The sequence below is a fragment of the Methanobrevibacter sp. genome (genome assembly GCF_045646045.1).
Taxonomy (GTDB): Archaea; Methanobacteriota; Methanobacteria; order Methanobacteriales; family Methanobacteriaceae; genus Methanocatella.
The window spans coordinates 1-4,475 of record NZ_JAZRJY010000132.1; the positions used below are offsets into that span (position 1 = coordinate 1).

The 4,475-nt window shown below is 30.3% G+C and carries 3 protein-coding genes, 1 tRNA gene and 1 other RNA gene; 3 read left to right on the forward strand and 2 right to left on the reverse strand.

Features of this window, described 5'->3' with window-relative positions; translation table 11 throughout:
• The first annotated feature begins 232 nt into the window (after positions 1–232).
• The 3 genes from ACKI5C_RS08815 to ACKI5C_RS08825 are packed head-to-tail and all read left to right on the forward strand — an operon-like array spanning position 233 to position 3,833.
• Positions 233–1,780: a radical SAM protein gene (locus tag ACKI5C_RS08815; protein ID WP_407432772.1), complete on the forward strand. Its 1,548-nt coding sequence runs from the start codon at positions 233–235 to the stop codon at positions 1,778–1,780.
• 42 nt (positions 1,781–1,822) lie between these two features.
• On the forward strand, positions 1,823–2,941 hold the full coding sequence (locus ACKI5C_RS08820) for a pyridoxal phosphate-dependent aminotransferase (RefSeq protein WP_407432770.1): 1,119 nt from the start codon (positions 1,823–1,825) through the stop codon (positions 2,939–2,941).
• A complete protein-coding gene (locus tag ACKI5C_RS08825) occupies positions 2,934–3,833 on the forward strand; it encodes a cation diffusion facilitator family transporter (protein WP_407432771.1) in 900 nt (299 codons plus the stop codon). The genes ACKI5C_RS08820 and ACKI5C_RS08825 overlap by 8 nt, the downstream gene beginning before the upstream one ends.
• Before the next feature lie 12 nt (positions 3,834–3,845).
• Here ACKI5C_RS08825 and ACKI5C_RS08830 read toward each other — a convergent pair.
• Both ACKI5C_RS08830 and ffs read right to left on the reverse strand, forming a co-directional pair.
• Positions 3,846–3,929, reverse strand: a tRNA-Ser gene (locus ACKI5C_RS08830).
• 61 nt (positions 3,930–3,990) lie between these two features.
• An RNA gene (gene ffs / locus ACKI5C_RS08835) (signal recognition particle sRNA) lies at positions 3,991–4,304 on the reverse strand.
• Positions 4,305–4,475: the final 171 nt, after the last annotated feature.

Genomic DNA, 4,475 nt, shown 5'->3' on the forward strand with positions numbered 1-4,475 from the left:
ATTAGAATAGATTAAAACAAGCTTAAATATCTTGAATTCAAATTCATTCATAAACGACCTTATGAAATATAGATACCCATTTAGTTTAATAGTTTAAGAAAAAATGATTAATAACAACCTAATTAAAATTAAAAATAAAAATTTAAGATTGATTTATAATAAAATAAAGTACATATAATAGAAAAATTAAAAAAATAACCAAGATAAATGAAAATATAAAAAAATGAAAAAAATGATATTTGAAGACAATATTTTCAAGAAAGATTATAAAAAAATAAACATACGATTTGCTTTAACATACCCCAACATCTACCGCACAGCAATGTCATCTCTGGGATATAATATATTATATAATTTCATTAATGAAAGAAATGATACCTGGTGTGAGAGAGTAACATTTCCCAATACCACATCAATTGAGTCCAATACACCACTAAACAAATTTGATATCATCAGCTTTTCATTACAGTTTGAAGAAGATTATTTTAATGTTTTAGAGCTTTTAAAAAAGGCAAATATACCACTGAAACGTAGTGAAAGAAATGAAAATGACCCATTAATTATTGCAGGCGGACCATGCGCCAGTGCCAACCCCACCCCGTTATCCGAATATATTGATATTTTTATCATTGGCGAAGGAGAAGTGATACTGAACAAATTTCTAGACAAATACGGGGAAAATAAAGATTTAAGTAATTTTTTAGATATTGACGGAGTTTACATTCCGGAATTCGACAACAATGTAAAAATTGCACTGGTAAAGAATATGGATGAAGCATACCATATAACCGAACCTATAATTACAAAAAGCGATAATGAAGCATATACAACCGTCTTTAGTGACTCCATAATGCTGAATGTATCAAGAGGATGTACAAGAGGATGTAGATTTTGCATGTCCAGTTACATTTATAGGCCAATGCGAGAAACAAATATCGATAAATTAATTAACATTGCTGAAAAAACAAGACAGACTACAGGCTTAAATAAAATTACATTAATCGGAGCTGCAGTTAGTGACTATTCACAAATTGAAACATTGATAAGAAAACTTGAAGAAAAAAAATTCCAGATTTCAACACCATCACTTAGAATAGAATCTATTACATATGAAAGTTTAAAACATCTAAAAGAAAGTGGTTTAAAAACCATTACCCTTGCACCCGAGTCAATAGATAATTTAAGAAAAAGAATTAATAAAGATATACCTGATGAAAAGATATTTTCAGTAATTGAAGATGCAATAAATCTTGACTTCAATATAAAATTATATTTTTTAATTGGACTGCCTTATGAGACAATGGATGATATTGAAAGTCTTTGTGAATATATTGAAAAAATTGGAAACATGCATACCTCAAGAAAAAAAATAAAATTCAGTATCAATCCAGTTGTTCCAAAACCCCATACTCCCCTACAATGGACGAGTTATAATTTCAAGGACATAAAACATAAAAGTAAATATATTAAAAAACATTTGCGTAAATTTAACATAAAGATAGAAAGTCCTAAAAAAGCACTCATACAATATATATTATCTTGTGGAAATAGCGATGTTTCAACAATTATTGAAAAATCATTATCACAAAATGTAACCATACATGAATGGATGGAATATTTACCCAAGTATAATATTGATGATGACCTTCCTTGGGACAAAATCGATACGGGAGTAAAAAAAGAATTTTTAAAAATCGAATTCAAAAGAATGCGAAGTCAAAAGCAAACACCATGGTGCAATGAGTCACCATGTTATAACTGTGGGGCTTGTGAAAATTAACATATAACATTAATATATAAATATTATATAAGAGGAATAATCATGATTAATCCAGCAAAAAGAACTGAAAAAATTGAATTATCTCAGATAAGAAAAATGTTTGAAGTGACAAATCCTGATGCTATAAATTTGGGAATTGGTGAACCTGATTTTAATGTTCCTGAAAACATCAAAAATGCAATGATTGAATCAATCAATGAAAATGATACTCATTACACACCCAATAAAGGTTACATAGAATTAAGAGAAGAAATCGTTAAAAAATTTAAAAATGACAATGGAATAAAAACTAACCCTGAAAATATTATAGTAACTGTTGGAGCAAGTGAAGCACTATATATATGTGCACAGGCATTCATAGAAAAAGGTGATGAAGTAATATTGCCGAATCCTAGTTTTTTATCATATGAAGCTTGTGTTAACTTAGCAGACGGGCAGACAATTCCTGTTGAATGTAAAATGGAAAATGAATTTAAATTAAAAGCAGATGATGTTGAAGAAAAAATAACCAAAAACACAAAAGCAATAATATTGAATTCTCCATCAAACCCTACTGGCGCAGTAATGGAAAAAGAAGACATTAAAGCTATTGCAGATTTATCTATGGATAATGATTTCATCATCATTGCAGACGAGATATATGAAAAAATAATTTATGGTAAAAAACATTATTCTCCTGCGAAATGGAGTGAAAATGTAGTTACTTTAAACGGATTTTCAAAAACATATGCTATGACTGGATTAAGAATCGGATATCTTACAGCCAATGAGGATTTATGTGAAGAATTGCTTAAAATTCATCAATATAATATTGCATGTGCTACAACAACATCCCAAAAAGGTGCTTTGGAAGCATTAAAAGGACCACAGGATGAAGTAAATAAAATGGTAGCAGAATTTGAAAGAAGAAGAGATTTAATTGTTAACAGATTAAATGGAATGGGTTATGAAACTGTAAATGCAGAAGGTGCATTTTACGTATTTCCAAAAATTGAAGATGAAAACTTTGTTCAAAAAGCAGCAAAAGCGGGAGTGATAACTGTTCCTGGTGCAGCTTTTGGATCAAATGGAAAAGGACATGTGAGAATGTCTTATGCTAATTCATATGAAAATATTGGAAAAGCCATGGATATTTTAGAGGAGAAAATAGCAAATGGATGAATATAGAAATAAGGAAGGAAATAAAGCAGTAATTGCAGCAATTCTTTCAAATTTTATTTTAACAACATTAAATATTACTGTAGGATATATGAGTGGAAGTTATGCATTAATTGCAGAAGGATTCCACACATTATCCGATATTATAACAACAATTATTGCATATATTGGATTTAAATTAGCCCAAAAACCATCAGATAAGATGCATCCGATGGGCCATGGTCGTATAGAAGCAATTGCTGGACTACTCATTCTTTTATTTTTAACCCTCGTAGGTGGGGGAATAATACATGAGGCAATAGAAAAACTTTTAGATCCAACATTAATTAGAGTCCCAAACCACCATGCGGCTTTAATAGCCCTATTTGGTGTATTTTTAAATTTAATTATTAGTATATACATTATTAAAATAGGTAGAAAAATAAATAGTCCGGCTATTGAAGCAGATGGACTACATCAAAGAACAGATATCTTTTCATCAATATCTATTATAATTGGTGTTATTGCATCAAATCTCGGATATCCGAAACTCGACCCAATTATAGGATTAGTAATAGGATTAATTATATTAAAAACAGCATATGATATTGGTACAGCAAATATTGATAGTATACTAGGAAAAGTACCTCCAGAAGTCATAAAAAAAATAGAACAGGTAGCCAATAGTACTCCAAATGCCTACGAAGCCCATAACATAAAAGTAGATAATTACGGCCCTTATTTTATTGTTTTCTTACATGTGAAAGTTGATGGTAATTTAAGCGTTGATGAAGCACACAAAATTATACACAATGTTGAAGAAAATATTTTAAAAATAGATAAAATCAAATATGCTTCAGTGCATGCATGTCCAATAGGATTGGAATATGAACACGAACAAGAAACAAACGATTAATATAAATATAAACGCCGGGACCGGGATTTGAACCCGGGTGGTCATATGACCATCGGATTAGCAGTCCGACGCCGTACCAGGCTGGGCCATCCCGACATAACTAAAACAAGATATAACATTATATGTTTAAAGTTACTTATAAACTTATTCATTATTATAAATGGCACGTTCAAGAGTGGACAAATCTCAAAAATATAAGTGATCTGAAAACCCAACTCCACCCCGGGATACTACAAGCATCAATTGTTAATAGTAGAGCTGCTCCCTTCCGGGCCTGACACGTTCCTATATCAAAGATGATTCTTCTTTACCCTCCAGTAAAGACTTCACCACCATTAATCCTGTAGGACGAAGTTTCTATGTTGTTTTTCCAGGCTCATATTTCCTTAAAAAGCCGCCTCTTGAACTTCGACTGCACCAAAGGGGGTGTGTGCTTACAGAGGACCCCTAACCCTCCAGTCTAGCCACTATTATTTTATATAATTAATATTATATAAATGTTAACAATTTATCTTGAAAGAGATTCTTACAGTAACTAATTAAAAATTATTGAAATCAAATTTAAAAAAAATAATAATATCAATTGATAAAAATATTAACCTAAAATGTTTTTAAAAGAAAAATTGGAAAAAATAAAATCCA

What these genes read in the sequence shown, in the direction of transcription:
- ACKI5C_RS08820 (WP_407432770.1), top strand. Translation starts at nt 1,823, where the DNA reads ATGATTAATCCAGCAAAAAGAACTGAAAAAATTGAATTATCTCAGATA.
- ACKI5C_RS08815 (WP_407432772.1), top strand. Translation starts at nt 233, where the DNA reads ATGATATTTGAAGACAATATTTTCAAGAAAGATTATAAAAAAATAAAC.
- ACKI5C_RS08825 (WP_407432771.1), top strand. Translation starts at nt 2,934, where the DNA reads ATGGATGAATATAGAAATAAGGAAGGAAATAAAGCAGTAATTGCAGCA.